This window comes from Pseudoduganella sp. RAF53_2, from assembly GCF_052113985.1.
Taxonomy (GTDB): domain Bacteria; phylum Pseudomonadota; class Gammaproteobacteria; order Burkholderiales; family Burkholderiaceae_D; genus Rugamonas.
The window spans coordinates 1-1,824 of record NZ_JBFRDW010000884.1; the positions used below are offsets into that span (position 1 = coordinate 1).

A 1,824-nucleotide genomic window follows, 5' to 3' on the forward strand; every position below is an offset into this window, starting at 1 on the left:
GAAGCGCGCCGGCTGCTCGGTCAGTTCAACGCTGACGATCTGGCCGCTCTTGGCCTTGCCKACGCCGCCTTCCACCAGGATGTCCTGGCTGATGCGCTTGTCTTCCGGCGCCACGATCCAGACGCCGTTATCTTTCAGCAGGCGGCCGATGATGTGGGTGGTGCCGCGCTCGACCACTTCCACGATCGTGCCTTCCGGACGGCCGCGGCGGTCGTAGCCGGTGACGCGGGCCAGCACCTTGTCGCTGTGCAGGACCTTCTGCATCTCGCGCTCGTTGAGGAAGATGTCCTCGCCCGGCTCGTCGGGGATCACGAAGCCATAGCCATCGCGGTGGCTGCTCACGCGCCCGGCGACAAATTCGGAATGATCGGCCAATACATAGAAGCCATTCACGTCGGACATGATCTGTCCGTCGCGCTCCATGGCGTTCAGGCGGCGCGTCAGCACCGCATGGGAATCGGGTTTCACCTTGAGCTGCAGCGCCAATGCGCGCAGGTCGAGCGGCGCTTTCGCGCTGCGGAAGATGCCGAGGATATCCTCTCGGCTCGGAATGGTGTGTGTAGACTGGTTCAAAAGAGATTCGGTCGTTTTATTATTGCTCGTAGTGTACCGGAGGTCGGCCTGAATTCCTAACGAGTGAAATATGCTCGCTGGCCTTTGACATCTGAAAATATTCCTCTATAATCACGCTCTCTCGCAGCAATGCGGGGGCGCAGTAAAGGGTTGATGTGCAGCGTGGAACGAAAGTTCATCTGGCGCAAAACTCTCCAGGGCGTTATAATAGCAGAAGTTGCAATGCCCACGTGGCGGAATTGGTAGACGCGCATGGTTCAGGTCCATGTGCCGCGAGGTGTGGGGGTTCGAGTCCCTCCGTGGGCACCAAAAATTCCGTAAGAAAGCCGCAAGCTCTTTCGAGTCTTGCGGCTTTTTTCATTTCCAGCCCGGTCAGGCTTGCGGCGCCATCCACACCAGGTTCCACAGGTGGCCATCGATGTCCTCAAAGCCCTGGTCGTACATGAAGCCGTGATCCTCAGGCGGATGCGGAATGCGGGCGCCGGCGGCTGTGGCCTTGGCGATCAGACTGTCCACCTCTTCCCTGCTCTCGCAATTCAGGCAGATCACCACCTCATTCGCCTCGGTCGCCCGGACCACCGGCTTGTTGATGAGCGACTTGAAGAAGCTTTCGGTCGTCAACATGACGTTGATCGCGTCTTCGACGACAACCATCATCGCCGCGTTCTCATTGCTGAATTGCCCGTTGAAGCTGAAACCGAGTGCGGAAAAGAAAGCCTTGGACTTGCCCAGATCCCTGACCGGCAGGTTGAAGATGACCAGCTTGTTCATGATGTCGCCTCTTTAAAAAGTGGATCGAATTGTGTACTTCCATCCCGACGACGAACCATGCCGCAGGAAATCGACAAGCACAAGAAAAAACTTTGCCGCCCTCATTCCGCTGGCGCCGCCACCTCATTACCAGGGAAAAATGAATAGCGCCGTTCCCGCGGCAAGATAGACGTGGCGCCGGCGAGTTCTCGCGATAGTGGCGTGCGCAACGAGCAGAACCGCGAATGGGCTGCCCAGCAGCGCAGAACCAATGGCGTAGGAGATTGGAGCGCGGCGCCAGTCCAAAGTCAAAAAATTTGCGACTGTAGCCGCCACGAAGATTGCCGCCGTGAACGCAGCGAGGGGATGAAAGCGAAGCGGTTTCATTTGGCCGCAATGAATTATTGATTCTCCTAGTCTACAGATCAGCAATCGGACAAAGTGCACACAATGTCACTTGGAAGAGCTCGGGACGTAGCCTCATGGCGCGCACGCTATGTC

Annotated in this window: 1 protein-coding gene, 1 tRNA gene and 1 pseudogene; 1 reads left to right on the forward strand and 2 read right to left on the reverse strand. The window is 57.7% G+C overall.

Annotated elements, in window-relative coordinates:
• Positions 1 to 573: pseudogene (locus tag AB4Z11_RS30635) on the reverse strand (ribonuclease R); the annotation flags it as partial.
• Positions 574 to 797: 224 nt separating this feature from the next.
• Between AB4Z11_RS30635 and AB4Z11_RS30640 the strand changes: the two are divergent.
• Positions 798 to 882 (forward strand) — tRNA-Leu (locus AB4Z11_RS30640).
• A gap of 63 nt (positions 883 to 945) precedes the next feature.
• On the opposite strand, the gene AB4Z11_RS30645 is transcribed toward AB4Z11_RS30640, so the two are convergent.
• A complete protein-coding gene (locus AB4Z11_RS30645) occupies positions 946 to 1,344 on the reverse strand; it encodes a VOC family protein (protein WP_442029800.1) in 399 nt (132 codons plus the stop codon).
• Between the last annotated feature and the right edge of the window lie 480 nt (positions 1,345 to 1,824).

Coding starts and splice junctions, on each gene's coding strand:
- AB4Z11_RS30645 (WP_442029800.1), bottom strand. CDS start 1,344: ATGAACAAGCTGGTCATCTTCAACCTGCCGGTCAGGGATCTGGGCAAG.